We start from the raw sequence: 25,442 nt of genomic DNA, 5'->3' as shown, positions 1-25,442 counted from the left end.
CAGAGCATGGAGAGACCACCCAAGCTCCCCACGATGGCTCCTCCGCCCAAAAAGAGCAGGCCGAAACTCATGCTACCCTCGGCACGTTTCCAACGGTCCTTCATCGCGGCGATGGAGGAATTCGCCGCCGAAGGACGTTGCGGGGACGACAGCATGATCGGCAAGGACATGGAGCGCTTCGGCCCCTCGTGGAGGACCCCTGAAGGCTTCGCGGCCTTCCTCGCGAAGCTGGCGGCAGTGCGCCACACACCACCCCATGAAAAGTTCGTCTGCTCCACCACGTGGTGGTGGACGGAGGGCGATGAATTCATCGGCCGCATCGCGGTGCGACACGAGCTGAATGCCAGGCTTCTGGAGGCAGGCGGACACATTGGCTATGACGTGAGGCGCTCCCGGCGGCGCGAGGGTCATGCCACGCGGATGCTCGCGGCGGTGCTCCCCAAGGCACGCAAGCTCGGCATCGGCAGGGTTTTGATTACCTGCCACCCGGAAAACGTGGCCTCGCGCCGGGTGATCGAGGCGAATGGCGGCGTCTTTGAGGATCAACGGGCGGACCTGTTGAGGTTCTGGATTCCTGAGGGCTGAGCCTGCAGCCTTCCCCCCTTGCAGCATCCCGGAAATCGCCCATTCTTCCCCCATGCGCTTTCCTCACGGTCACCTCGCCTACTGCACGAACATTCACCCCGCCGAGGACTGGGCGAGTACCTTCCGGGCCCTCGATCTTCACGCGCTGCGCGTCCGTGATTTGTTGTCTCCGGGCCAACCCTACGCCATCGGCCTGCGTCTCTCCGCCAAGGCCGCCGCCGAATTGCTAACAGGCGACTATCTTCTTGGCTTCAAGGATTGGCTCGCCGCGGAAAATGCCTATGTCTGCAGCCTGAATGGCTTCCCTTACGGCGACTTCCGCGCCGGCACCCCGGTGAAGCGCAATGTCTTCCGCCCGGATTGGACCGATCCTGCCCGCCTGGAATACACCAAGGAACTTTTCACCATCATCTCCGAGCTGGTGCCAGAAGGCATCGAAGGCTCCGTCTCCACCCTGCCCGGCTCCTTCAAGGAATTCGAAGCGGATGAGTCGCTCATCCACGGCCAACTCATCGAGCTCGCCGCCTTCCTCGATGCCCTCAGCGACGTCTCCGGCCGCGACCTCCATCTCGGCATGGAGCCCGAGCCGCGTGGGCATTTCGAAAACACCGAGGAAACCCTGCGCTTCTTCGATCGACTGCTCGATGCCGCACCGGACCACGAGCAGATCAAGCGACGCATCGGCATCAACTACGACTGCTGCCACTTCGCCCTCCAGTACGAGGATGCTCGTACTTCGCTCAATGCCCTGCGCGGCGAAGGCCTGCGGCTCTCGAAGATCCACCTCTCCGCCGCCCTCGCGCTCGACCCCCGCATCCCGGAAGCAGTGTCGGCCATCAGCGCCTTCGACGAGCCGACCTTCCTCCACCAGGTGCTCGCCCGCCACCCCGACGGCCGCATCGAGCGCTTCACCGATCTTCCCTACGGCCTCGCTTCGCTCGAGACTCCCGACGGCCGCGATGCCGAACAATGGCGCGTCCACTTCCACATCCCGCTCGATGCCGAGCCGGCCGAACCGCTCAAGTCCACCCGCCAACACTCCCGCGACGCACTGAAGCTCGCCGAAGAAGTGCCGGACCTCTGCTCCCACTGGGAAATCGAAACCTACACCTGGGGAGTGCTGCCCACAGAGATGCAACGGCCAGTAGAGGAACAAATCGCCGCGGAGTATCGCTGGGTGCTCGGCTCGGACGCCTGATCCGACCGGACGAGGTCTAGCCATGATCGGACCTCAGGCGAGGGCGCATGACAGATTGTTGAGCCCCGCGAGAAAATTGCTGTCGGGTTAGAGGAGGTGGAATCGCCTCCCGTAACGAGAGGATTCCCCGAAGACCCCGGGCTGCTCGTCCTCCTCTCCCGCAAACCCATGCAAGCCCCTCGCTGCCTCCTCGCGTCCCTGCTGCTCGCAAGCCCTGTCTCCGCGAGCATCTGGGCGCACTATTCGTTCGACACGAATTACAACGACGTCTCGGGCAATGCTCGCAACGGGACGCTGACCGACGTCGGGACCGCGGGAAACAGCGGCGTCACCAACACCGCCGGCAATTTCAAATTCGGCACCGGCGCGCTGAACCTCGCCGCGGATCGCGACTACGTGGCCATCCCGTCGAATACCTTCGCCAACGGAAGCACCTACACCATCGCCTTCTGGGCCCGAAAAAACTCAGGCGATACCGGACAGGCCGCGGACTGGGACATGGTCATCGGTCAAAGGGACAATTCGAATCACTTCATCGCGCTGAATGATTCCACCGGCACCGGCTTTCGCTGGCGCGGCACGGCAAACTCGACGGCAACCCAAGCGGACTTCGCCGTCACCAAGGATTACGTTTGGCACCACTACGCCTTCGTCGCCTCCGGGACCACCGTCACCCTGTATGTGGATGGCCAACTCTTCAACAGCGCCACCGGCAAGACGACCGAGTTCAACATCGATACCATCGGCGAAGCTTACGTGTCTTCGAGCGACTACGACTTCAATGGCCAGATCGATGAGGTCTGGATCTACGATGAGGCACTCACTGCCACTGCGGTGCAATCCCTCTTCCAATCCAACGACACCGGTGCGCCTCCCCCTTACGCCGGCTTCCATCATCGCTACGATGGCAACTTCACCGATAGCGGCTCAGGCGGAAACAATGGCACGGCTGCGGGCGCAGCCGCAATCACCACCGATCCTGCCGCAATTGCTGCCGGCAGCGGAGCACTGGCACTCGATGGCGCCGACACTTCCTTTGTGACCCTTCCCGCCACCGGCAGCTACAGCGCCACCCAACCGTGGTCGGCCACCTGGTGGGCACGCCGTCAGGCAATCGGGAACGACAAGGGCATGGTGATGGGGAACTCCGACAACACCACCGACTTCATCTGGCTCAACGACGCCAACACCGGACTGCGCTTCCGCTCTTCCAATAATACCACCATCGACTTCACCGTGGCGAAGGACAGCAATCTCCACCACTACGCGCTGGTGGCGGACGGAGCTGGAAGCCTCGCACTCTACGTGGATGGCCAAGCGACCCAAACTCTGAGCGGAAACACAGCCTTCTCCATCAACGCCATCGGCAAGGCTTATCCGACCACCACGCTCCACTACAATTTCCAAGGCACGCTGGATGAGGTCCACCTCACACCCGTCGCATTGAATGCCACTCAGGTGGCAGATCTCCATGCCGCCGAAAAACCTGCAGGCCCTCCCGTCACGCGAGTCCGGGTGATTCTGATCGGAGGGCAGTCAAATGCCGATGGCCGCGCAGTCGTCACCGATCTACCCGCTGCCTTCCAATCACCGCAAAACGACGTCGACTTCTACTACCGCATTGAAGGAGGCGCAGGCACTCTCACCACCCTGCGCCCCGGCCTGAGCGAGACTTCGCAATTCGGCCCCGAAATCCTTCTCGGCAGCCGCTTGGCGGATCTCTACGCAAACGAGTCCGGCACTCGCGTGGCGATCATCAAATACGCCAATGGTGGCACCAATCTCTACTCGCAGTGGAAGGCCGGCGGCAACGCCACCACCACCGGTGACGGCCCGGAATACGTGACCTTCCAGCAAACGGTCGCCACCGGCCGCGCAGCCCTCGCAGCAAAGTATCCAGCCGCCACGCTCGAGTTGGATTCCATGGTCTGGATGCAGGGGGAATCGGATGTTGACGCAGGAGCGTCCGCGACCTCGGCCTATCAAGCGAATCTCACCACCTTCATCGCCGACGTCCGGGCCACCTACGATTCGTCGCTTCCTTTCATCATCGGACGCCTCTCCAGTTCACAAACGGCTCTCGACGCCACTGGCCTGGCCACCGTGCGTGTTGCCCAGAACGCAATCGCCGCAGGCGACCCGCGGACAGCTGTTATCTCCTCCGATGGGTTCAGCATGAAGAGCGACAACCTCCACTTCTCCGCCACCGGCCAACAATCTTTGGGCAACGCCTTCGCCGAAGAAGCCGCCTACTACGCGTGGATGGTCGAGACCTTCTCCGCCGCCGACATCAGCGCCGGGCTCGCCGAACCCGATGCCGATCAAGACAGCGACGGCCAGAGCAACCGCAGCGAATTTCTCGGAGCGAGCAATCCCAAGTCCGGCGAGTCGGCATTCATCGCATCGATAAGTGTCAGCAGTCCCACCAGCGGAAGCATCACCTACCCTTCCACTCCATCGCGGCTCTATGCCGTGGAAGGCTACAATGAAGGCACAGGCCTCTGGACAACGATCCTACCCTATACGCAGGGCGGAGCAGGACAAACCAGCCGGGCCCTAAGTCTCTCGGGAGCCCGGGCGAGGTTCCGGGTGAATTCGAAGCTGCCGTAGCAAATACGCGCGGGGAAAATACCTCCGCCCTACGACCCGGCCCCGGCAGAAACGGGCACCAGCTTGATCGATCGCAGGTTCATTAGCCCGATTCCCGTGATGGAAAGCGGGCGCACATGAAGCGTCAGCAAGCCCGCTTGCGATAGAGTGACCGTTCCAATCTTCGTCGTACGGAAATCCCGCCAGTGAGCCGTCGGCTGCAGGCGATGGCGCAGGATCTGGTCTAACAAACGCACCTCGATCTCGCCGCCACTGTCGGGCCCGATGGCGTCTTCAATCATGACGTCGTAGCGCCCGGGCACTTTCTCCCCGGACTCCGTCACCGCAAACGGCTTCTTCACCACAAACGGAAACCAGACGCTGTCTCCCAGATCCGACCAGAATCCGATGTGACTTTCCTCCAGCCGTGCCGGCTGGGGAGAAGTGGGAGACGCGGCGATGACCGCCTGCGAGGCCAGCAAGGTGACCGAGCCATCGGCGGCTTGCCGGGGATAGGGCGCGGTATCGAAGACCGGCGGCCCCGCGAGCTTCAGCGCCACTACTGGCACCGGATCGCTGGGGTCCGGCGGCTGCGCCGGGAGCCGCACGGCAGTCGCCGCGTTTGGCGACGTTTGCAACTCGACCGGACCTCCGCCTAACAGCCTCGCCGAAGTGCACGCCGTCTCAAGCCCGTCCAACGACAGCAAGCCGCCACCAGGCCACTCGTGAAGATGGCAGTAGAGCGTGTGCCCGTCCTTATCCGAAGAGAGCGTGATCCTCCCGGCAAACGGCGGATAGCGCAGCGGCGAACCGGTGGTGCCATAAATGGCTTCACCGTGGACCTCCAGCCACTTGCCGACGGCACGCAAGGTCTGCACCGATTCTTCCGGGATGCGCCCGTGGGCATCGGGACCGACATTGAGCAGCAGGTTCCCCCCCTTGCTCGCGATGTCGGAGAGCAGCTTGATGACCTCCGCCGGGCTCTTCCACTTCTTGTCGTGGTAGCTGAAGCCGAAGCTCTCGTTGAGCGTGTGGCACACTTCAAAGATGCGGCCGGGATAGCCCGCCGGTGGCACGTACTTCTCCGGCGTGAAGAAGTCCGCATTGGGATTCTCCATGCCGTTCCAGAAGCGATTGTTGAAGATCGCGGTGGGCTGGTTCGCGCGCCACGTATCGAGGATCGTGCGGGTTCCCCAGTGGGATCCTTCGTTGCCCGCGGAGGAATAGTCCGCCCATAGGATTCCGATCGGCCCGTAGTGGGTCGCCAGCTCCGTCAGATGATGATGCAGGTAGCTGCGATAGCGGGAAGGGTCAGGATACTGCCAGTCGATAAGCGAGTAGTAGGCTCCCGGCACTAGGCCCTGCTTGCGGAAGCTCTCGACGTATTCGCCGAACAGGTCGCGCCCCGCCGGGGAAATGTTGGTGCTGCCGGTGACCGGATTATTCACCGAATAATCGGCGGTGCTATTGAAGAGCGTATAGCCCTCGTGATGCTTCGTGGTCAGGACCGCATACCGCATGCCCGCCTCCTTCGCGAGCTTCGCCCATGCCTCCGTGCAACCGGGATCCGGCTGGAACAGCGGCTTGAGCGTGCGCCCATACTCCGGCTCGGGCACCGAGGCCCACGTGCGAATCCACTCGGCATATTGCTGGTCATAGCGACGGCCACTCTGCGGATCAGGTGGCCAAAAGCCACCGGCCGCCGAGTAGAGCCCCCAGTGAATGAACATCCCGAAGCGGGCTTCACGGAACCACTTCACCCGCTGCTCATGATCCTTCTGCCAATCCGTATTCCCCGCAAACGGGGTCATCTCCGGATCGCCGGTCGACTGCCCCGTGGCCGGCAGTGCACCAGCCGCGGCGAGAATGCAGCACGGGAGAAGATGGCGGGCGAAGCGAAGGTTCATCCGGGGACTTTAGCAGAACTGGCCGCGATGGTAGGCGAAAAGCGACGCCGTCCCCCCCATGGGGACGGCGCCGCCCGGGACTCACGGGATATCAACGGCAAGTCTCGCGAAGAGCTTGCCGCCAACCGCGAGGCCCACAGGCAACTTCACCGTAACCCGATCGGTGCCAGTGCCATAAAAGTCGTTCGCCTCCTCGATCACCACGCCATTGACCCCGTTCTGGGCCGTCGTCCAACCGCTCAAGTTGGAACCATACTGGACCGCCGGCGAGTTGGCTGCCGAGGCATCGGTGCGACGGAACGTGATGACCAGCTGGGTGGCCGTCTTGGCCCCCGTTGGAAGCAAGCTGCTGGAATCCGAGCCCGGCCCGCTGGGATCACCGCCAATCACAAACTCGATACCATTCGCAATGCCATCGCTATCGGAGTCCGCCGTGCCACTCGCTCCGTCGATCCCATTGCTGGTCGCCCACGATTGGTAAGCTGTGGCCGTCGGGCCAGTAGTCACCGTCAAGGTTCCCGTTCCAGCAAACCGCCCGCTGGGGTGAGACGAACCATAAACGCCTGCGGCTTGCTGCACGCCATTGATGAAGAGTGCATTCACCGTGTCCGTCCCCGCGAAGTTGAGCTTCAGCGTGGAGGCCACGCCGACGAATACCGTGGCTCCATCTGCCAAGCCAGGGGCTGCCAGCGACAGGGTGCCATCCCAGATCGTCGTGTTTCCCGCATACGAAGACCCTCCCGTCAGGGCCAGCGTGCCGACTCCGGTCTTGTGCAGCGAACCACTGCCGGAAACCGCACCCGCCAGCGTGATCGTGGCGGAGCCTTGCACATTGATCGTATTGTCCACCGCCGCCAGTCCCACGGTCGCGGCAATCGTCGCGCTGCCTTGATCGTCACCCCAGGTGGTGTTCATCCCACCGCCATTGAGCACGATCGGCTTGGTGCAGCTCACCGGATTGCCGAAGCTCCCGAAGCCAAGCGTGCCTCCATTCACGGTGATGGTGCCGGCATTGCTGTTGTTCACGTTCGTGCCGTATTCGAAGGACAGCATGCCCGAGTTCACCTCGATGTCCTTCACCGAGACCGTGGTGAAAACGAGGCTGATCTGGTTATTCGCGATCTTGGTGAACTTGAAGTTGCCATCCAGCGTCGATCCTTCGCCGCGGATGTCCCAGCGACCGGGACCACCCACCGTGGTATCACCTAGCAAGGTCAAATGCTGCATGCCGTCGAGGTTGCCCGCGACTGTTGTGTTGATGACAGCACCCGCACCATCCACGCCTGTGCCCTGGATGAAAATCGGCTCGTCACCGAAACCACCGGTGAAAACATCCAGCGTGGCACCCGCCGCCACGGTGGTGCTGCCCGCAATGTCACCGAGGCAGTTCGAATTGGCCGAAGCGATGATGCCCTCCGTAAGCGTCACCGCCCCCGAGAATGAGCTGTTGCCACCGAGAGTGACTTTGCCAGAGCCCAGCTTTTGTAGGGAGCCGGTGCCACTGATGGCATTGAGCATTTCCAGCGTCCCGGTGCGATTGATCACCAGCGTGGCATTGTTGATCACCGCCCCCGTTCCCAGCGCTCCCGAGCCGCCGCCGTTCCCGATCCGGACCGTGCCGGCATCGAAATAGTTCTCTCCGGAGTGGCTGTTAGGATTGGTGAAGGTCAGCGTACCGGTCCCAAACTTCTCCAGGCTCGCAGAGCCACTGATTGCCGATCCACTGAAAGTGTAGTTCTTCGTGGTATTGTTGATCGAGAGGGTGGATGGCGTGACGGCTTGCGCTACCGTGATGGTGGAAGTGGCGGCGGAGTCATCCATTCGGACGTAGTCACCGGCATAGAAGGCAGTGGGTGTGGAGGTGCCGCTGAAGACAAAGTTGGTCGTGCCTTCGACATTCCACGTCCCACCCCCGGAACCCGTCCATGTAATGTCGCCGGGTTCCGAACCCGTGATCACCAGATCAATGGTGGAGTCCACGGTATTGTTCACCAGCGTGCCGGTGATCCGGCCGGGAAGCGGAGCCAACTGCAAACCGGCGAATCCCAAGCCACCAATGGTGCCGTTGTAGTCGATGAGAGGATAGGTCCCCACCGGAATCTCACCCTCCTGCACGATGTGAATGAGATGCTTCGGCGCCGTGCCAGCCACGACCGAGAGGCTCCCGGTGATCGAGGCAAGATCCTCCACCGCTCCGCCGAGCCGGAAGTAGGACTCTTCATCGGTGGAGAGATTTGCCGAGTTGAACATCGCGTTGAAGCCGACGTTCACCAGGCTCGTCGGGATCACACCTTGCTGCAGTGCCGCCAGGATCTTCGCCGTGGGCTCGCCGGGGCTGAAGGTGACCACCCGGGCTTCATCGAGGTAGCCATCGAAGTAGGCGCCGCCGCCTGGTTGAACCGAAACATGCGGCGACGAGTTGACCGGCGTGCCACTGTAAGTTCCGGCCTGCGCGACGCCATCGATGTAAAACGTGGAGACCCCGCCAGAGCGGATGATCGCAAGGTGAACCCAGGTATTGGCCACAAAGGAACCGCCGCCGCCGGGCCCGATCCACGCCACATTGTGGCAGCTGCCAGCCCACCCGTTGCCTTCGAGCGAAAGCTTCAGCGCACCGGTGGAGTTGCCAACCGTGAAAATATCTCCGTTCGGTTCTCCGATGCCCGTCGCGCGGGCGAAGACGCCAAATGCGAAATTGTCAGTCTGGAGGTTGTTGAAGGTTCCACCCGAATACCAACCCTGGTTGCCATTCATCGACGTATCGAGATAGGCCGTCGAGCCGGTGGCATTGGGATGAAAGGAAGCGTTACCAGTGGTTGCTTCGCCACCATTGATGTCGTCGCTGATGTGGCGGTTGTTTCCGGAGGAATCCTGCGGCTTGTTGCTGCCGCCTAGGCTGCCAGCTTCGCCGAGATGATATTCCGCGTACGGAACGATGGTCGCATGGGACGCCGCCACGCCTAACAGCGTGGCCACCATGGTGGAGGTCAGGATCGGGGTTCTCATGGGTTTGGTGGGAGCGGGGACAGAGGTTCCCCGATTTGGGTTCGGTTCGGAAAAACCAGTCGGCCGGGTCGCGCCATGGCTTTTCGAACCAATTGCATCCCAAACGAAAGCCGCGTGCTCCGGCAGTCGCATGTTTGGGTGACGACCCTACCGCCGGTGTCCCAAGTACCTAACCACCGCCTCCGTGCGGGTATGCACGTGGAACTTGTCATAGATCCGCCGCAGGTGAGTCCGCACCGTATCCAGGCTGATTCCCAGTGATCCAGCGATCTCCTTGTAAAGCGCCCCATTCGCCAGGAGCCCCAGGATCTCTTCCTCGCGCGGCGAAAGCGGCACCGCATCCGGATCAGGCACGCTCGGTGGAGTGCGAAAGGATTGCACCACCTTGCGCGCAATACTCGGCGACATCGGCGCTCCCCCGCGCTGCACCTGCCTCACGGCGTCGCACAGCTCATCCCCCGCCGCTCGTTTGAGCAGGTAGCCTGAGGCACCCGCTTTCAATGCATCGAAGATCAGGTCGCTTTCATCATACATCGTCAGCACCAGGATCGGCAGATCCGGAAAGGCGGGCTTGAGCGCGGCGATCAATTCCACGCCATTCATTCCGGGCAGGCGGATGTCCACCACCAGCATCTCCGGCGTCCTGGCGGGCAGGCGTTCCAGCGCGATCTCCGCGGAGGGAAACACATCGAGCACCTCCATGTCCGGCTGGCTGGCGAATAGTTCCTGCAGTTCCTCCGCAAGTGGGAGATTATCTTCTACTAGGCTTATAGTGCAGGTTTTCATGATGCAGGTTTCCAAGGAACTGACAGTGTGACAAGGGTGCCGCCCGAAGGCGAACGCCCGATTTCGCAAGTACCACCGATCTCGGCAAGCCGGCCGGCCATATTGCCGAGACCGTCGCCAGAGGCCGGATTGCTCACGCCCGTGTCGATGCCCTTGCCGTCGTCGCCCACGGTCAACTTGATGGCATCCGCGGTGGTCGCCAGCGAAAGGGCGACGCGACTCGCGGCCGCATGCTTGACCACGTTCTGCAGCGCTTCCTTCACGGCCATCAGCAGCGGATGACGGATCGCGAAAGGAAGCAATGCCTCGCGACCCTCCTGAGGCATCTCAAACTGGCAGCTCAAGCCGGCATCCGCGAGATAGCTGGTCGCGTGATTGCACAAGTAGTCCGCCAAGCTTCCCACCGTATCGTGACGTGGATTGACGGCCCACACGATCTGATCGAGCGCTCCCACCGTGTCGCGCGCCTCGCCCGCGAGCTTGGTGAGGAGCTCCGGCGTGGGAGTTTGCGTCCGCTTCAAGCGATCGGCCAAGAGGGCCATGTGAGTTAGCCTCGCGCCAATGTCATCGTGCATGTCCCGCGCGATCCGCAGCCTGTCCTGCTCCATGGCGCGGGCCGCTTGGGCGAGCCCCAGCTTGCGCCGCAGCCGGCGGACCGAGATCCACCACGCGAGTCCCGTCCCAGCGACCAGCGATGAAATGGCCAACACGCCGAGTCGCAGCGGGCTCTTCCACCAAGGCGCCGGAACCACAAAGAAATGACTCTGCACCTGATGGCTCCAGCGACCATCCGTGTGGCGAGCTTGGAACTCGATGGGATAGATTCCCGCCTTCTCACAGGCAATGCTCACCCGCTGACCGTTGTGACACTCCACCCATGACGAGCCCGTGATGTCCGGGCGCCGCCAACGAAAATCTAACAGATCAGGTGAAGGATCAAGGGGCCCAGCCACCAGGGCGAATGCCAGCTGCTTGATCCCCGGTGGGATTCTTTCCTCGGGATCGATGTTGTGGCCATCGGCACTCACCATGGCGATCTGCGGATGGAGCACCGGATACACCTCCACCTCGCCCACCTGGGGACGACAGGGTGCTTCCGTCGGATTGACGATACGCAGAAAGCGCCCCGAAAAACTCTCGCCAGTCCCATCCTCGGCTTGGATCACATCACGACCGCCCGGCGGCACGTGGGAGCCATCCTGCCGCATCCGCGCGCGCCACCGGAGCTCCCCGGGATGGCCGGTGCCATCGTCGTCGTAGAGCTGCAGCTCGTAGTTCCCCAGACGCTCCGCCGCCAGATCATCGAGCCGGCTTCGCAGGACCACGTAGTCGAGCATCCGGGAAGTCCCCAGATCGACCTCGAAGTGGAAATTGAGCGCCGGGTAATTGTCCGCGGGATGGGAGAACGAGGCCGGCACGCCATCTGTTAGATAGTGGGGATAGAGCCCGTCGTACACCGGACCCGACGCCCGCACCGGCCGCCCCAGCGCCAGATTCGATGAGCGAAGGGGATCCGGCTGCACTTGGAACTCGTTCACCACGCAGTTGCCATTGCTACTCCGGCCGATCACCCGCTGGCCGCTGATATGGCCCGTGTCCACTGCGAGCAGACGAAGTCGGAAACCCGTCACACCCGTCAGGGTATTGGGCGCGCGAACTGTTAGGACGGCGTGCTCCAAGCCCGGCCCCATGAAGATCGTATCCTCGATCGGCTTCACCAGGTCGGGATTGCGGGGAAAGGTATCCGTGATCACCAGACTCGCCTTGAGCGGCTTCCAATTTCCCGCACGGGTCGGCCGGTCGTCCGACGTCACCGCAAACTCCAGCGCGGCAGGATACGCCCCCTTCTCCTTCGACACGTGCCAGGTCGTGAACTGGAAGACCTGCGCTGAGACCGGCGCATCCGTCGCGAAAATGATCGCCTGCTCCTGGAGCTGGCCGCGCTCCATATCGAGGCCATTGCCCGGATTCACGTCGCCATCCACCAGCTCGGACAGCGGATGCCCGAAGTTCATTTGCGAAGACTCCACCACGTGCAATGGCAACAGTGGAGCGGCGCCCAGCACGCTGCACTGGAGGGCAATGAGAATGGCCGTTCGGAAATGCATTGCCTCGCGCGGACACGAGCAGCCCTTGGTAGCAGTCGCCCCCGCTACGCCATCGTGACACGCCCAGCGGACGGCGCAAGAGTCGCATGTTCATGCGACTTACCAGGCTCCATTCCTCGCAGCTGGAAGGATTGCGGGGCAGCCCGGAGGCGGACTTTGTCACAATTGCGCAGTTGGCGGTCTCGGCAAAAGTGACAGACTCGTCGCCCTTCAAATCTTGCCGGCCACTCCCTCCCGAACGGGAGCAGCGCCGACCTTTCCGGCCACGAGCACATGAACAACGACGACAACACCCCGCAAACGCCAGCCCCCGAACAGCCCGCAACCGACGACAAGAAGGTGCAAATCAAGGAGGCGAAAGCCAAACTCAAGGTCGCCAAGGCCGCGGTGAAGACCGCGAAGAAGGAAGCCGGCAAGGCCAAGAAGGAGCTGAAGGGTCTCAAGAAGGAAAAGAAGAAGGCCGCCACCAAGGCCAAAAAGACCAAGAAGTAACCTGCGGCGGCTCGACCGCCCTTTTACTGACAGTCAATTCCGGCAGCCCCCGATTCCTAGCGGTTCGGGGGCTTCGTCGTTCTTGCAAGCAGCATCCCGCCGGAACTCTTGCGACGCCGAAAAGCCGCCGCTACAACGCCCGCGATGTCTCGCCTCCGTTCGCTGCTAGCCACCCTGCGCATCGCCAACGCCCCGAGCGTGGTGAGCAATGTGTGGCTGGGTTACATCACGGGCTGGTATATCTGTTTCGGCTCATGGATCCCGTTCAATACCGGGATGATCCATTGGCAGAATGTGCCCCTTCTCTGTGCCTCTGGACTGCTGATCTACTTCGCCGGCAATCTGGCCAACGACTGGTACGATTGGGAATGGGACAAGGAGCGGCGACCGGAAAGAGCCCTGCCTTCGGGACTCTTCCGTCGATCCAGCTATCTGGTCGCCGCAAGCCTTGCCGCCATGTTGGGCGTCGCGTGCGCGTTCGTGAAAAATCCTTACTGCGGTGGATGCGCGATCGGGATCGTGGTCATGGTCGCGGTTTACACCTACTTTCACAAGCGAGCCATCTGGGCGGTGATTCCGATGGGATTGTGTCGCGCCGGCCTCTACCTGATGGGATTCGCTGCCTTCGCTCCCGTATTCAGATCTTACCCTGATGCGGGAATGACCTGGCAATCGGTTGTCGCACCAGTGCTCGTCATCTTGACGATGGCTGTCGGGCTCGTTGCCTACATCGCCGGCCTCTCTCTCTCTGCGCGATACGAAGGCATGGGCGATGCTCCTCCCGGTCCGCGTATGGTCTCCAAGGCGCTTCTCTATCTTCCCATGCTCGCCATGCCATGCTGGTTCTCGATCAGAGCCCCGCAATTCGGACTCGCCGGCATCCTCCCCTACGCCGCGTGGCTAACGCTGTGCTTCACGAAGTTCAAGAAGCCCATCCCTCGTTATGTCTCGGGACTGTTGGCCGGGATTCCGCTGGTGGATGCTGCCGCCGCGATTCCTCTCGCCCTACTGCTCGCCTTCGTCCCAGGTAACGGCGCCGTCAATGTTCCCTTGGCATGGGGAGTTGCAGCCGCACCACTGATCGCCTTCGTCCTCGGTCGTGCCCTGCAAAAGCTGGCACCGGCGACGTGAAGCCACTGGGAGAATCCCCCTCGCTAAACTGCTTCAAACCGTCCCGCCTCGCGATTCTTCCTCACCTTCCCCGCCGGAAAGATCGTCCCGTTCATCGCCAGATAAACACCGGGCGGCAGCGATTGCACCGCACCGAGCGCCAGCCCGAGATTGAAGATCGCATCCGTCACCCGGAAACGCGCGGGAGCCAGAGCCCCGGTGAGCATGATCGTCTTGTTAGGCAGCCCTGCTAGAGCCTCCGCCGTGAGGCTCATCGTATCCGTCCCGTGCGTGATGAGAATCCTCTCCTCCGCCGCCTCCGCACAAGCCCGTCGGATCTCCGCGCGATCAGCATCCGTCATCTCCAAGCTATCCTTCCTCAGCAAAGGCTCCAGCCGCCACTCCAGCGTCACGCCCGCTTCGCGAAAGACCGTCGGCACCGTGGGCTCACCGATTTCATACTCGGAGGAAGCATCGAAATACACCTTGTCGATGGTGCCGCCAGTGGTGAGGACGAGAAGCATGGCAGGAGACAATGGCTACTTCGTCTGGAAAAAGGCCCTCTGCCTTTCGGAGATCGGCATGTCGAGCTTCTCCATCGCCTCCATCATGTCTTCCCAGACCGCACGCTTGTCGCGGACCGATGTACTGCGGAGCAGGTAGGAGGGGTGATAGGTCACCCGCACCGGGATGCCATTGAACTCGTACCACTTCCCGCGCATCGCACTGACGGAGCCGGTCAGCCCGAGCAACCCTTCCGCCGCCGTGCCGCCGAGGGCAACGATGCAGCGAGGCTTCACGATCTCGACTTCGGCACGCACGAAGGACAGGCAAGACGCCATCTCCTCCAAGGTCGGCTTGCGGTTGTTCGTCGTCTGGCCAGCCGTGGCGGGACGGAATTTGACGATGTTGGAAATGTAGGCCTGCTCGCGGGCCAGCCCCATCGCCTTGAGGATGTCATTGAGCTTCTGCCCGGCAGGACCCACGAAGGGCTCCCTCTGGAGCTCTTCTTGGTAACCGGGCGCTTCCCCGACGAGCATCAGGTCCGCCTCCGGATTCCCCGTGGAGAAAACCATCGTGGTCCGCAGGGTGCCGAGCTTCCGGGCAGGATCCCAATTCTCGGCCTGCGCCGCGAGCGCGGCGATCTTCTCGCCTGCGCTGGCACCAGACGGCGCGGAAACAGCCGGGACAAAAGCAGGAGTGGGCTGGGGAGCCGAGGAAGCCAGGGTAGAGTCAGGAGCGGAAGTCGAGGTTTCGGCCACGACAGAAGCCGGTCGCGCGGGATCCCCTTTCGGTGCCCGGGCACGACGGTGGAGTTCGCGGAGAAGCTCCTTCGCCTGATCATCGAGATGGATGTGCGTGACCCCGCGGGCTTCCTCGCTGCGGAGAAAATCAAGGAGGGCATCGACCGGGCGGCTCACGGGCAGTAGGCTAGCCACCCACCCCTCGGGGGCGCAATGCCGGTTTCGGAAGAACCGCCGGACACGCCCGATTCCATTCCCCCGGCAGGCTTGTACTTGCTCCTGCCCCGTAATTTCCCCCATCGTGCGACCGCGTTAAACGCATTTGCCGACCATGTTCCGCCGCATTGCCAACCTGTTCAAAGGATTCCTCGGCCTCTTCATCGGAGGAATCGAGAAGAAGAACCCCGAAGCCCTGCTGGAGGTGGAGAAGGAAAACCTCCGCAAGCAGATCAGCGAGTTCAACCAAGGGCTGGCCGCGCACGCCGGATTGGTCGAGCGCCTGATGGGACAGGTGAAAAAGCTCAATACCGAGGAAACCGAGCTGAAGGCCAGAACTAAGGCTCTCCTTCAAGCCGGCCAGCGTGATGCAGCCGCTGAGACGGCCCTTCGCTACCAGACCGTGGACAAGCAGCACGACGAGCTCGCCCTCCAGATGGAGGCGGCCGAAACGCGCTACAAGGAACTCGTCCGCGCCCGTGACGTGGCGGTCAAGGCCGCCCGCGACAAGATCGAGTCCCTCCGCCGCGGCATCGATGACATGAAGGTCCAGAAAGCCATGGCCGAACTCAATGAAATGGCCGCCGGCATGGTCGGCTCGCTCGGCGGTTCCGGCGACACGCTCAACCGCCTGGAAGAGATGGTGGAAGAAGAGCGTAGCAAGGCCGCCGGCCGCGCCCGCGTGGCCCGCGACAGCGTCGACATGAGCGGTACCGTGATCAAGGAAGCCGAGCAGAAGGCCGTCGCCGACATGGCGCTCGCCGACTTCGCCGCTGCGGAAGGCATCGAGCTGGAGCCAAAGCAAGGTGCCACCGAAGCCCCGCCGGCACAGGGCACCATGGGTCCGGTGAGCCAGTAATGTGCCGGTGGCGGCACTCATCGATCGACGCTAGGTTCCACTAATGAATTCTGAGCTACCGTCGCGCTACCAAGCCGACCGCTGGTATTCCCCGGAAAACCTCTGGCGGAAGCTTTCCCGCTACGGCCTCGTCGCCGGTCGGAAGCTCGTGCTCTCCGCCATCACTCTCTACCACTGCCTGCGCGACAAGGACACGCCGGCTTGGGCGAAGGGCGTGATCGTCGGCGCACTGGGATACCTCATCCTGCCGGTGGACCTCGTGCCGGACATCATTCCCGGCGCGGGCTATGGTGACGATTGGGCCGCGCTGGTTGCCGCGCTCGGGACCGTGGCGGCCTATGTGAAGGACGAGCACAAGGTCCGCGCCGCGGTCCAGACGGAGAAGATCTTCGGCCGGAAAGGGCATTGAGCGGCGTCGACCGAACGTCGGCACCCCTTATATTGGAGAAATCCGGCAATCGCGGGGAACACCCCGCTTGTCCGCGACACTCCTGTCTGCGAGGCCATGCCCGACCTGAAGGAATTCACCCGCGTCATCAGCGACCACCACTCGAGCCTGAGATATTTCATCCAGGGCCTCGGCGTGAATGCGTCGTGGGTGGATGACGTGGCACAGGACGCCTTCCTCGTCGCCTACCGTCGCTGGGAAGAGTTCGACGAAGTGGAAAATCCCGGCGCATGGCTCCGGTCGATCGCGCGGAATCTGGTGCTGAACGAGACCGCGAAGCTCCATCGCCGCCAGCGCTTGCTCGATGAGAACCTCACGACGCTCCTGCTGGATGCGGAGAATGACGCCCCAGCCGCCGGCGAACTTTCCGATTTCACTCATCGCCAGGATGCCCTGCGGCTATGCCTCAGCCGCCTGACCCTGAAGGCCCGCGGCGTAATCGAGGCTCGCTACTTCAATGACCGGAACTCCTCCGAGATCGGCGAGCAGTTCTCCATGAAGCCGGTGGCAGTGCGAAAAATGCTCTTCCATGCCCGCCAGACCCTGGCCGATTGTTTAAAGACCCGAGTTGCAGATGCAGGCTGAGATTCCAGACGAGTTGATCGACTTGCTAGAGCGGCTTTCCGAGGGCGACCTCGACGAGAGCGGCCGCGTTCAGCTCGCCGATATGCTGCGCAAAAAGCCGGAGCTGCGCACGGTAGTGACAGAGCACTTCCTGATGGCGCGGGCGCTCTCACAACTCGAGCGGACCGAAACGGACTTCGCCGAGAAAACCGCCACCCACGTCGCCAAGATCGCCGGAGAGAGCGAGTTCGGCTTCGCGAAAAAGGTCGCCGGCAAGATCGTCCGGCGACGCGTCGCAAAAGCCTTCGCTGCTGCGGCAGCCATCGCTCTCGTGGCAGTGCCGGTCACCCTCCTCTTGCGGCAGCCGAATCAGCCGGAGGTTGTGAAAGACGAGCCGGTGAAGCCTGAGCAGAGCGCGACTCCTCCGCCACCCGTGGAGCCGGTTGAGAAACTGGAAGTCGCCACACTGGTGCGGATGAATTCCGAGCAAGGCGTGGTTTCTTCCTCACGACCGGTGACCGAAGGCGAAAAGCTGGAGGAACTCACCGGCCTGATCCGTCTCGATTTCAAGAATGGCGCCGTGATCGCCGTCGAGGCACCGGCTGAACTCACAGTGGTTTCCGCGATGGAGATCAATCTGAAGACCGGCAAGCTGAACGGCTGGTGCCCGGACACCGCCCACGGCTTCAAGGTGACCACCGATTCCGCCGACCTTAAGGATCTCGGAACCTCCTTCGGCATCACCGCCACTCAGGACGGTAAGGCGCAGTTCATGGTCTTGGACGGCGAGGTTGAGGTCCAGAAGGGCAAGGAGACGATGCGGCTGATCCAAGGCGACGCCGTGAAAGCGAGCATCCAGGACAACCTGTCGAACACCCCATTCGATCCTTCCGGCTTCAAGAACACCTGGCCCCTCGCTCAAGGAATTTACGCCACAAAGGGTGCCGTCGTTCCCGCAGATCCGGATGTGCCGGACAAGGTCTCCTTGATGGAAAGCGACGATCACGTGCTGGTCATCCCCGAACGCCGCGCCGTCCCTTTCGTACTGCCGCTGCGGGTTGACATCGTTGATACCGGCACCCTTCCGGGCTCCATCCCCGACGTGGAGCACCTTCTCCAGCCAACACCAGGCAAGCACTTCAGCAGCTTCCTCATTCGCTTTGATCCGGTAGGCACCTTCAAGCCAAACGTCTTCAAAACATTCGAAGGCGAGGTGACTTTTGATCGCGCAGTCATGGCGATCATCACGAAGAAGGACACGTTGAAAGCAAGCGATTCCGTCTTCGCAATGGGCAAGTGGACGTCGATTTACCGCGGCATCGAATTGGACCAGGAAGACGCGGCGGGAAACAAGATCTCGGACAGCGTGACGCTGACTCCGGACCGCCGCACCGTGAAGGTGAGCTTTTACGCGGGCGCTTCCACCGACGATATCCGCGTAGTTCTCGAGGATCAGAAGAAGGATTGGTGATGCCATGGGAACACCCTGCCGGATCGCGAAACGAATAGGGTGAATCCACTGCACTCCACGTCTCCGGAGCGCGGAGTGACCACAAGACCCGGCCGATGAACCCCGTGGCCGCTCTCGTTGCTCGCCGGTGATGCCTTCATCCACTGACCCAGCCGATGCGTCTTACCCTTGCCTTGCTCTTCGCGGGTATCCTCACCGGACATGCCCAGCAGGTCCTCTTCCGCGATACTTTCAACCGGCCGGACAATCGGAACATCGATGCCGTCCTGACCGGCATCACCAACAACACCGGCACCTCGTTGCCGGTCGATGGCGTTTATACTCAGCCATTCCTCGACCCCAATAGCAGGCACCCGACCTACGGCGCGCCTGACAACGATGCAGGAAATGGCGGCGGCTCGCAGATCCTGTCGAATGCCTTCCAAGTGAAGTATGGCACCGGCACCGCCAACGCGTATGTGAATCACAATTTCACTAACGCCGCGATCCTCGCCGATGGCGGCTTCTCGGTATCGCTCGATGTCACCGCCTACAGCCAGTCGGGCGCTAGTGGCCAGGGCGGTGGCTTTGCCATCGGCATGTCACAGGCGGAAGCCAATGCCACCACCGACGCCTCCGTGGGAACCAGCCGGATGACGGGAGCATTCGGCAGCGCCATCGGCGACCCGGTGGCCTCCCAAGTGATGAGCGACTTCTGGATCGGCATTCGCGGCAACAACTCCTTGGCCTGGGGCGGCAAGAGCGGCGTCATCTCCGGCGTCACCGGCCTCGCCGCAAAGACCGGCACCCTCTCCGTTAACTTCACCGCCACCAGCTTCAATGCCGGCTCCACCGTCGGCTATGAGGTCTTCCTCAACGGCGTCTCAAAGGGCATCGGCACCTTCACCTGGAGCGAGACCAACCAGAACTACATCGGCATCGATGGCCGCGACAGCTCCGCCGTCACCGTCGACAATTTCACCATCTCCACCTTGGCGGCCAATCCCACCGTCAACCTCACCGCGGCTCCAGCGATCGTACAGCCCGACGACACCGCCGAAACCATCACGCTGAACTGGACCGCCACCGGCCTCCCACCGGGAGCCACCTATCAAATCACCGCTGACAAAGCCGTGAGCTTCCCCAGCGGCGGCAATACGGGATCCGCCGTCAATGGCAGCGGCTCCGTGCAAGCCATCGTCAACGGCACGCTCGGCAGCACCACCTTCACCTTCTCCGTTTCCAATGGCCTTCCCGCGGTGATCGCCACCGGCACCGCTACCGTAAGCCAAGCGGCACCGCCATCACCTCGCCCGAACGTCATCGTCATCCTCGCGGACGACATGGGCTGGGGCGACCTCGGATGCTACGGCAGCGAGATCCCCACGCCGAACATCGACGCACTCGCCGCGAATGGCGTGCGCTTCCGCCAGTTCTATCAGAGCGCGCGCTGCAGCCCCACCCGATGCTCCATCCTCACCGGCCTCTATCCGCAGCAGGCGGCAGTCGATCCCTCCGCAGCCCTGCCGAACCTCCGCAACGATAACAACGTGACCTTCGCCGAAATGCTCGGCTCCCAGGGTTATCGTACCTACCACGCCGGCAAGTGGCACCTCGGCAGTGGCAACCTGCTGCCGGAAAGCCGCGGCTTCCAGCACACCTGGCGCTTCGCCAATGGCACCGCCCACAGCGCGGATTGCTGGAACCAATCGCTCTACACCTTCGTCTCGCAGGGCAACGAGATTCCCACCCGCACCTACGGCAGCGAGTTCCACCAGACAAACGCCATCGGCGACTACGCCGTCGATTTCATCAACCACAACTACAACAAGGGCGACGGCAAGCCCTTCGCGATGTACCTCGCCTTCGGCGCGCCGCACTTCCCCCTCTCTGCTCCTGCCGAAGACGCGGATTTCTTCATGGATACCTACGCGCAGGGCTGGGACGTCATCCGGCAACAGCGCTACAATCGCCAGCTCGCCACCGGCGTGATCGATAGCCGCTATCCATTTCCCGCCCTCGGCGGCTCCGGCCCCCATCAGACGGAACCCATCGTTCCAATCCCGGCATGGGACACGCTCGGTGCCACTCGCAAGGCCGATCTCACCCGCCGCATGGCGCTCTATGCCGCGATGATCAGGAACGTCGACCGGAACGTCGGCAAGGTGGTCACCCGCCTCCAACAGATCGGTCGCCTCAACAACACGATGATCCTCTTCGTCTCCGACAACGGTGCCAACCTCGAAGGCGGCGTATATGGAGCGAACACTGCTCTAACAGGTGGCGATCTGACCAATATGGGCCAGCCCGGACAAAATGATGGCATCCACTACGGCGGCGGCTGGGCCCACGTTAGCAATACCCCGCTCAAGCTCTTCAAGCACTTCACCCACGAAGGCGGCATCCGCGCTCCGGCCATCCTTCACTGGCCGGATGGCTTCTCCGCCAAGGGAACCTGGGTGGAAACACCAGCTCACATGATCGATGTGATGGGCTCCATCGTCGCTGCCACCGGCGCCACCTATCCCACCACGTTCAATAGCCATCCCGTGCTCCCCTTGGAAGGCACCAGCCTGATCTCCATGATCAATGGCACCGCGCCGAACCGCACGCTCTCCGTGGAGCACGAGTCGAACCGCATGATCCGGAAGGGAAAGTGGAAGCTCGTCACCGAGGACTTCACCGCCTACGACAACGAATTCACCACCAATCAAAAGCTGCTCTACGACATGGACGCGGATCCGGGCGAATCCACCGATCTCGCCGCCCAGCAACCGGCAAAGGTCGTGGAACTCGTCGATGAATGGAATGCGTGGAGCACCCGTGTCGGCCTGCCCGCTTCACGTTTGATCGTGCCAGCACCACTCAATGTGACTCCGGCCGCCACACCCGCCGACCTCTTCCTCGATACCTTCAACCGCGCCAACTCAACGGACATCGACGCCTCTAACAGCGGCATGTCCGGCAGCCGCACTCCCCCGCTCGGCACCGGCACTACTTGGTTTGAGGGCTTCGAAGGCAGCGGCTCCGCGGACTCGATCCAAGTCGCCGACAATGTCCTCTCGATGGCGAATGGAGTCGGCATGAGCGAAAACGGCCTGAATCACAATTTCATCGGCCAGGACATCACGGATGCAGGCGGCTTCTCCGTTTCCCTGCGCGTCCTTTCGATCAATACCGATGCCACCGACACCGCCAACCGCTTCGCAGGCTTCGGCGTGGGACTGAATGCCACCCAAGCCGCCGGCGGCAATGACATCGGCTCGGCATCGCCCCCTCCGATCCGCGGCAACACCGGCAATCCCGGCACCGCGGACTGCTTCCTAGAGCTCGACTTCAATGGCAACGTGAAGCTGTGGAGCGATGGCGTACTCCGTGCCACCGTACCAGTCGGCAAGACATCCGGCACTCTAACAGCATCTTTCGCCTGCAATAGCTTCGCCGCCGGAGCCACGGTGACAGTCTCTGCCTACTTCGACGGCACCCGCCTCGACCTCGACTCGGGAAGTGCCTCGATGAATCGCACCTTCACCTGGGACGAAGCGAACGCCAATTACCTCGCCCTGAGCGCTCGCGCATCGAACTACGTGCAGATGGATAACTTCGCCGTCCGCAAGCTTCCGCTCTCCACGGCGATGTCAATCGAGGGAGCGCTCAAGGCCGGCCTCGACGGAACCGATACCTCGCTCACCGCGGACCCCGATGGCGATGGACTCGATAACTTCGGCGAGTGGGCCTTCGGCACCAATCCCGCGAAAGCGGATGGCCAGGTTGCCGCAACCTCCCTCGTGCTCGTTCAGCCCGAGGCTGGAAATTTCCGTTTCGCTCACCGGCGGCTCGCCGGTTTCGCCGGTGCAGGCCTCGGCTATGCCTACCAGGCAAGCGACAATCTTTCCTCATGGAGCCCGGTGACCGTCACCGAAGAGTCGGCCACGCCGCTCCCGGCAAGCCCCGGATATGAGGTCGTGACCCTCTCGCTTTCCCCGTCGGATTTGCTAAACAGGGATCGTTTGTTCCTCAAAATCGTGGCGGCGCCCTGAGTCCGCTTTACCCTGCCGCACGCACCTCCGCGTACCTGCTCTCATGAAAAGACTGCTACCCATCCTGCTCGCCTTCGTCTCCTCGCTCTCGGCCGCGGAGAAGCCGAACGTGCTGCTCATCTGCGTGGATGACCTCAAGCCGGTGCTCGGCTGCTACGGCGACCAGCTGGCGAAGACACCGAACCTCGACCGTCTCGCCGCACGCGGCATGCGCTTCGATCTCGCCTACTGCAATCAAGCGGTTTGTGCAGCTTCGCGGAATAACCTGCTGCTGGGATCGCGTTCGACCTCGCTCGGCATCTACGACCTCGGCACGAATTTCCGCAAGGCAGTCCCGGATGCGGTGACGCTGCCACAATACTTCATGAAGAACGGCTACCGCGCGGAAGCGGTGGGCAAGATCCTTCACACCGGCCACGGCAATGTGGACGACACCGCCTCATGGAGTGTTCCAACAGTGATCCCCAAGGTCATCGAGTATCTCGATCCGAAGGACTCCGCGAATGGCCAGCTCACCCGTGAGGAAGCGTTCTTCACCAACCAGAAGCTCGGCGAGATCGGCAAGCTTCCGCGCGGCAATGCCTGGGAGTCGATGGAAGTGAGTGACGAGGGCTACTCCGATGGCCGGACCGCGACCGAAATCATCAAGCGCCTGCAGGCCGCGAAGGAACGCAAGGACACGCCCTTCTTCATCGGCTGCGGCTTCGTAAAGCCACACCTGCCTTTCTGCGCGCCGCAGAAATACTGGGACCTCTTTGACCCTTCGAAGTTCCAGCTCGCCACCAATCAGAAGCCGCCGGAAGACGCGCCGCCCTACGCCGGCAAGCGCGGTGGCGAGATCTCCAACTTCGAGCCCGTAAAGCCGAATGGCGACGTGGATGATGAGCTCGCACGCAAGTTGATCCACGGCTACTATGCCGCCACCAGTTACATGGACGCACAGCTCGGACGAGTGATCGAAGAGCTCGACCGCCTGGACCTTTCCAAGAACACCATAATCGTGCTGTGGGGCGATCACGGCTGGCACCTCGGCGACCACGGGATCTGGACGAAGCACACCAATTACGAGCAAGCCAATCACATCCCGCTCTTCATCATTGCGCCCGGCATGAAACCCGGCTCGACGAAGCAGCTCGCCGAAACCGTGGACATCTACCCGACGCTCACCGAACTCGCCGGCTTGCCGAAGCCGGAAGTTCCGCAGCCGATCGACGGCCTGAGCCTGGTCCCCGTGCTAAAGGATCCTTCGGTTAGAATCCGCGACTGTGCCACCCATGCCTTCCCTCGCGGTGAAGGCCGCATCGGCCGCGCCATCCGCACCGAGCGCTATCGCCTCGTCGAATGGAAGAAACCCGGCACGCCATCCGACGACGCCGACTTCGAGCTCTACGACTACCAGACCGATCCCACCGAAACCAGGAACCTCGCCAAGAGCCAACCCGAGGTGGTGAAGGAACTCCGCGCCATGCTCGCCCGCCAGCCTGAGGCTGAGCCAAATCCCACCAGCCGGCGCAAGTAAGCAGGGCGATCCAGTTTCGCTCGCATCATTCCCGCGGTGCCAATGGAGTCCCCGGACTTCATTGGCATCCGCCCGGAAATCAGGCTCTTTAGTTCAAGCCTGACCGTTGCCAGCCTGGCCAAGTTCAGACTCTCGCAAAAGCCCGATGACTTTCCATCGGCCGCTCCGTAACATGCCTTCGTGAGATCCCTGTTCGCCGCCCTCCTCCTCGCAGCCTCTGCTGCTGCAGCGGAAAACCCGCTGTCGGTGGAGCTGATTTCAGAGGTAAAGGCCGTCGCGCCAGGCGAAACCTTCACGGTCGGCCTGCATCTCAAGCCACCGGCCGGATTTCACACCTACTGGAAGCACCCCGGCATCGTCGGCGTGGCCACGAGCGTCGAGTGGACCCTCCCCCCCGGCTTCTCCGCCGGCGAAATCCAATGGCCCGCTCCACAAGCAGTGAAGATGGCTCGATACGCGGCGCAGGGGTATCGCGATGAAACGCTCCTGATCGTGCCACTCACGGCACCGAAAGAGCTCCACGACTCTCAAGTCACCTTGACCGCCCGAGCGTCGTGGATGTGCTGCGGCGACCAGTGCCATCCGGCAAACAAGGTTCCCTTCTCAATCACTCTCCCCATCACCTCCACCGCGACTGCAGATCCGGCCACCAAACCGCTGTTCGATCGCTTTCGTGAAAAGGTTCCGCAACAGGACGATGCCTGGAGCGTGGAAATGATCCGCCAGCCCAAGTCCATCCTGCTGACTCTCACCTCGAAGCAGCCAACACTCACCCGTGACGTTACCGATCTTGGGTCACTTCACTTCTTCACCGCAGACGGCCAAATCGATTCCAACGGCGAACAGAAAATCACCCGCGGTCCCGGGCAGCAGCTCTGCATCGAACTCCCCATCTCCGACGAATCTCCGACGAGTGCTCACTTGAAAGGAGTAATCGTCGCAGACCAAAGCTGGCACAAAGACGGCAAGTCCACCGCACTCGAGCTTCCCTAACAACCGCAGTCCAGACAGCTCCACTGGGAGCGCGGGATTCATCCCGCCAGCGCGGGTCCAGTAACCCGAACCCTCTGAAGTGCGCCGCTTTCCGGTGTGCAGAGGCAATAGCAGTGCAGCCGATGCGCCAGCTGCCAAGGTAGTTCAGGCCGGCTGAAGGCGGGATTACGTACAACAGCTCGAATCGCGGTGCCGGGTAGTCCGCCTGGCCAGTAGGCCCCGCCAGGATCGCTCCACGCGTACAAAAAAGAGCCCGTCTCCTTCATTGCTGAAGAAGACGGGCAAATACCTGGCGGCGACCTACTCTCACAGGACCTGTCGTCCCAAT

Annotated in this window: 18 protein-coding genes; 12 read left to right on the top strand and 6 right to left on the bottom strand. The window is 62.2% G+C overall.

Going from position 1 to position 25,442, the window contains the following annotated elements:
• Positions 1-33: 33 nt before the first annotated feature.
• From WKV53_RS11320 to WKV53_RS11310, 3 genes are all read left to right on the top strand, one after another.
• The gene (locus tag WKV53_RS11320; protein WP_341404699.1) at positions 34-585 is read left to right on the top strand and encodes a GNAT family N-acetyltransferase; all 552 of its coding nucleotides are present in this window, start codon (positions 34-36) and stop codon (positions 583-585) included.
• Between the two features lie 52 nt (positions 586-637).
• Positions 638-1,783, top strand: coding sequence for a metabolite traffic protein EboE (gene eboE / locus WKV53_RS11315; protein WP_341404698.1), 1,146 nt, complete (start codon positions 638-640; stop codon positions 1,781-1,783).
• A gap of 168 nt (positions 1,784-1,951) precedes the next feature.
• On the top strand, positions 1,952-4,393 hold the full coding sequence (locus WKV53_RS11310) for a LamG-like jellyroll fold domain-containing protein (RefSeq protein ID WP_341404697.1): 2,442 nt from the start codon (positions 1,952-1,954) through the stop codon (positions 4,391-4,393).
• 29 nt (positions 4,394-4,422) lie between these two features.
• On the opposite strand, the gene WKV53_RS11305 is transcribed toward WKV53_RS11310, so the two are convergent.
• The 4 genes from WKV53_RS11305 to WKV53_RS11290 form a co-directional block, all read right to left on the bottom strand.
• Positions 4,423-6,279 carry an alpha-L-fucosidase gene (locus tag WKV53_RS11305; RefSeq protein ID WP_341404696.1) on the bottom strand — a complete coding sequence of 619 codons (1,857 nt, stop codon included), beginning with the start codon at positions 6,277-6,279 and terminating at the stop codon, positions 4,423-4,425.
• A gap of 81 nt (positions 6,280-6,360) precedes the next feature.
• Positions 6,361-9,285 carry a beta strand repeat-containing protein gene (locus WKV53_RS11300; protein ID WP_341404695.1) on the bottom strand — a complete coding sequence of 975 codons (2,925 nt, stop codon included), beginning with the start codon at positions 9,283-9,285 and terminating at the stop codon, positions 6,361-6,363.
• 147 nt (positions 9,286-9,432) lie between these two features.
• Positions 9,433-10,071: a response regulator transcription factor gene (locus tag WKV53_RS11295; RefSeq protein WP_341404694.1), complete on the bottom strand. Its 639-nt coding sequence runs from the start codon at positions 10,069-10,071 to the stop codon at positions 9,433-9,435.
• Positions 10,068-12,179, bottom strand: coding sequence for an ATP-binding protein (locus WKV53_RS11290; RefSeq protein WP_341404693.1), 2,112 nt, complete (start codon positions 12,177-12,179; stop codon positions 10,068-10,070). Before WKV53_RS11290 ends, WKV53_RS11295 begins: the two co-directional genes overlap by 4 nt.
• Before the next feature lie 273 nt (positions 12,180-12,452).
• On the opposite strand from WKV53_RS11290, the gene WKV53_RS11285 reads away from it, so the two are divergent.
• Positions 12,453-12,671: a hypothetical protein gene (locus WKV53_RS11285; RefSeq protein ID WP_341404692.1), complete on the top strand. Its 219-nt coding sequence runs from the start codon at positions 12,453-12,455 to the stop codon at positions 12,669-12,671.
• Between the two features lie 144 nt (positions 12,672-12,815).
• The gene (locus WKV53_RS11280; protein ID WP_341404691.1) at positions 12,816-13,802 is read left to right on the top strand and encodes a UbiA family prenyltransferase; all 987 of its coding nucleotides are present in this window, start codon (positions 12,816-12,818) and stop codon (positions 13,800-13,802) included.
• A 23-nt stretch (positions 13,803-13,825) separates the two neighbouring features.
• Here the strand turns inward: WKV53_RS11280 and WKV53_RS11275 are convergent, their stop codons facing one another.
• Both WKV53_RS11275 and WKV53_RS11270 read right to left on the bottom strand, forming a co-directional pair.
• Complete coding sequence (locus tag WKV53_RS11275; protein ID WP_341404690.1) at positions 13,826-14,305, bottom strand: asparaginase domain-containing protein; 480 nt, start codon at positions 14,303-14,305, stop codon at positions 13,826-13,828.
• Between the two features lie 15 nt (positions 14,306-14,320).
• Positions 14,321-15,202 carry a uracil-DNA glycosylase gene (locus tag WKV53_RS11270; protein WP_341404689.1) on the bottom strand — a complete coding sequence of 294 codons (882 nt, stop codon included), beginning with the start codon at positions 15,200-15,202 and terminating at the stop codon, positions 14,321-14,323.
• A 154-nt stretch (positions 15,203-15,356) separates the two neighbouring features.
• Here WKV53_RS11270 and WKV53_RS11265 point away from each other — a divergent pair, with 154 nt between their 5' ends.
• The 7 genes from WKV53_RS11265 (at position 15,357) to WKV53_RS11235 (ending at position 25,114) form a co-directional block, all read left to right on the top strand.
• Positions 15,357-16,100 carry a PspA/IM30 family protein gene (locus WKV53_RS11265; RefSeq protein ID WP_341404688.1) on the top strand — a complete coding sequence of 248 codons (744 nt, stop codon included), beginning with the start codon at positions 15,357-15,359 and terminating at the stop codon, positions 16,098-16,100.
• Between the two features lie 43 nt (positions 16,101-16,143).
• On the top strand, positions 16,144-16,509 hold the full coding sequence (locus tag WKV53_RS11260) for a YkvA family protein (RefSeq protein WP_341404687.1): 366 nt from the start codon (positions 16,144-16,146) through the stop codon (positions 16,507-16,509).
• 96 nt (positions 16,510-16,605) lie between these two features.
• Positions 16,606-17,133, top strand: a complete 528-nt coding sequence (locus WKV53_RS11255; protein ID WP_341404686.1) for a sigma-70 family RNA polymerase sigma factor — start codon at positions 16,606-16,608, stop codon at positions 17,131-17,133.
• A complete protein-coding gene (locus WKV53_RS11250) occupies positions 17,123-18,583 on the top strand; it encodes a FecR family protein (RefSeq protein WP_341404685.1) in 1,461 nt (486 codons plus the stop codon). Before WKV53_RS11255 ends, WKV53_RS11250 begins: the two co-directional genes overlap by 11 nt.
• A 155-nt stretch (positions 18,584-18,738) precedes the next feature.
• Positions 18,739-22,602, top strand: a complete 3,864-nt coding sequence (locus WKV53_RS11245; RefSeq protein ID WP_341404684.1) for a sulfatase-like hydrolase/transferase — start codon at positions 18,739-18,741, stop codon at positions 22,600-22,602.
• 43 nt (positions 22,603-22,645) lie between these two features.
• On the top strand, positions 22,646-24,121 hold the full coding sequence (locus WKV53_RS11240) for a sulfatase (RefSeq protein ID WP_341404683.1): 1,476 nt from the start codon (positions 22,646-22,648) through the stop codon (positions 24,119-24,121).
• Between the two features lie 180 nt (positions 24,122-24,301).
• Positions 24,302-25,114, top strand: coding sequence for a protein-disulfide reductase DsbD domain-containing protein (locus tag WKV53_RS11235; protein WP_341404682.1), 813 nt, complete (start codon positions 24,302-24,304; stop codon positions 25,112-25,114).
• Positions 25,115-25,442: the final 328 nt, after the last annotated feature.

Source organism: Luteolibacter sp. Y139, from assembly GCF_038066715.1.
Lineage (GTDB): Bacteria > Verrucomicrobiota > Verrucomicrobiia > Verrucomicrobiales > Akkermansiaceae > Haloferula > Haloferula soli.
Note: the sequence above shows the minus strand (reverse complement) of the source record. Positions and strands in the feature narration are given on the sequence as shown.

Bases quoted from the DNA above. Each gene is read 5' to 3' on its own strand.
- WKV53_RS11250 (WP_341404685.1), top strand. From the start codon at position 17,123: ATGCAGGCTGAGATTCCAGACGAGTTGATCGACTTGCTAGAGCGGCTT.
- WKV53_RS11310 (WP_341404697.1), top strand. From the start codon at position 1,952: ATGCAAGCCCCTCGCTGCCTCCTCGCGTCCCTGCTGCTCGCAAGCCCT.
- WKV53_RS11295 (WP_341404694.1), bottom strand. From the start codon at position 10,071: ATGAAAACCTGCACTATAAGCCTAGTAGAAGATAATCTCCCACTTGCG.
- WKV53_RS11240 (WP_341404683.1), top strand. From the start codon at position 22,646: ATGAAAAGACTGCTACCCATCCTGCTCGCCTTCGTCTCCTCGCTCTCG.
- WKV53_RS11255 (WP_341404686.1), top strand. From the start codon at position 16,606: ATGCCCGACCTGAAGGAATTCACCCGCGTCATCAGCGACCACCACTCG.
- WKV53_RS11280 (WP_341404691.1), top strand. From the start codon at position 12,816: ATGTCTCGCCTCCGTTCGCTGCTAGCCACCCTGCGCATCGCCAACGCC.
- WKV53_RS11285 (WP_341404692.1), top strand. From the start codon at position 12,453: ATGAACAACGACGACAACACCCCGCAAACGCCAGCCCCCGAACAGCCC.
- WKV53_RS11260 (WP_341404687.1), top strand. From the start codon at position 16,144: ATGAATTCTGAGCTACCGTCGCGCTACCAAGCCGACCGCTGGTATTCC.
- WKV53_RS11320 (WP_341404699.1), top strand. From the start codon at position 34: ATGGCTCCTCCGCCCAAAAAGAGCAGGCCGAAACTCATGCTACCCTCG.
- WKV53_RS11245 (WP_341404684.1), top strand. From the start codon at position 18,739: ATGCGTCTTACCCTTGCCTTGCTCTTCGCGGGTATCCTCACCGGACAT.
- WKV53_RS11300 (WP_341404695.1), bottom strand. From the start codon at position 9,285: ATGAGAACCCCGATCCTGACCTCCACCATGGTGGCCACGCTGTTAGGC.
- eboE (WP_341404698.1), top strand. From the start codon at position 638: ATGCGCTTTCCTCACGGTCACCTCGCCTACTGCACGAACATTCACCCC.
- WKV53_RS11305 (WP_341404696.1), bottom strand. From the start codon at position 6,279: ATGAACCTTCGCTTCGCCCGCCATCTTCTCCCGTGCTGCATTCTCGCC.
- WKV53_RS11290 (WP_341404693.1), bottom strand. From the start codon at position 12,179: ATGCATTTCCGAACGGCCATTCTCATTGCCCTCCAGTGCAGCGTGCTG.
- WKV53_RS11275 (WP_341404690.1), bottom strand. From the start codon at position 14,305: ATGCTTCTCGTCCTCACCACTGGCGGCACCATCGACAAGGTGTATTTC.
- WKV53_RS11265 (WP_341404688.1), top strand. From the start codon at position 15,357: ATGTTCCGCCGCATTGCCAACCTGTTCAAAGGATTCCTCGGCCTCTTC.